Origin of the sequence: Collinsella sp. TM06-3, assembly GCF_003436395.1 — a bacterium.
GTDB lineage: Bacteria > Actinomycetota > Coriobacteriia > Coriobacteriales > Coriobacteriaceae > Collinsella.
In genome coordinates this window covers 1-1,107 of record NZ_QSPG01000049.1, presented here as the reverse complement: position 1 = coordinate 1,107, position 1,107 = coordinate 1, and the positions used below count along the sequence as shown (strand labels likewise).

At 75.5% G+C, this 1,107-nt stretch carries 1 protein-coding gene; it reads left to right on the top strand.

Translation table 11 applies throughout. The features are described 5' to 3' along the window. A partial coding sequence (locus DXD56_RS09930) for an IS110 family transposase (RefSeq protein ID WP_370446013.1) occupies window positions 1–1,073 on the top strand: 1,073 nt, incomplete at its 5' end. Between the last annotated feature and the right edge of the window lie 34 nt (window positions 1,074–1,107).

Genomic DNA, 1,107 nt, shown 5'->3' with positions numbered 1-1,107 from the left:
ACTGGGCCTGCCTGATCGACCGCGACGGGGGGGTGCTGGCCAGCGCCCCCGTCCGCAACAGGGAGGCCGAGCTCGACGCGCTGTTCGCCTCCGCGCCCGCCGGCACGCTCGTCGTCGTCGACCAGTTCCGCAACATAGGGTCCCTCGCCGTGAGGCGGGCCCGCGCCGCGGGGCTCGGGGTCGCCCACCTGCCCGGGCTCGCCGCCAGCCGCGCCGCGGGCCTGTTCGCCGGCGAGGCCAAGACCGACGAGCGCGACGCCGCGGTGATCGCGCGGACCGCCCTGGGCGTGCCGGACTCCCTGTCGGGGGTCCCGGGCCGCGGCGAGGCCCTCGAGGCCGCCCGCGCCCTCTCGTCGCAGCGCGACCACGTCGTCGCCTGCGCGACCAGGGACAAGAACCGCCTGCGCGCGGTGCTGCTCGAGTCCTGCCCGGCCCTCGAGGCCGCGGTCGACCTGTCGGACCGGCGGTGGCTGGAGCTGCTCGCCGGGTTCGGCGGGGCGTGGGGGATCGCCCGCTCCGGGGCCGGGGGCCCGCGGGCCGAGGCCGCCGGGGAGGCCGCGGCCGCCTCCACCGCGCCCCCGCCGGCGCTCGTCGAGGCCGAGAACAGGCAGGTCAGGTTCCTGGCCGCCCGGATATCGGAGGCCCTCGACGAGGCCGGGGCCCTCGAGGCCGAGACGGCGGCGCTGCTCGAGGGCGACGAGACCTACGCGTGCCTGCTCACCGTGCCCGGCATCGGCCCGAGGACCGCGGCGCAGCTCGCGGTGTCGGTCGACATCGGGAGGTTCCCGGACCACGACCACCTGGCCTCGTACTGCGGCATAGCCCCGAGGGTGAGGAGCTCCGGAACGTCGGTGAGGTCGGTCAGGGCGTCCAGGCGCGGCGACGCGAGGCTCAAGTCCCTGCTGATCTTCTCGTGCAACAGCCTGGTGAGGTCCTCGGGGCGCTACGGCGAGTACTACCGGGCCTGCAGGGCGCGGGGCATGGGGCACGGGCGGGCGCTCAAGGCCGTCGCGAGGAAGCGGCTCAGGGCGATATACGCCGTGATGCGCGACCGGGTGCCCTACCGGGAGTAGCCCCGACGGTTGACAAAACTATAGGAACACCCAA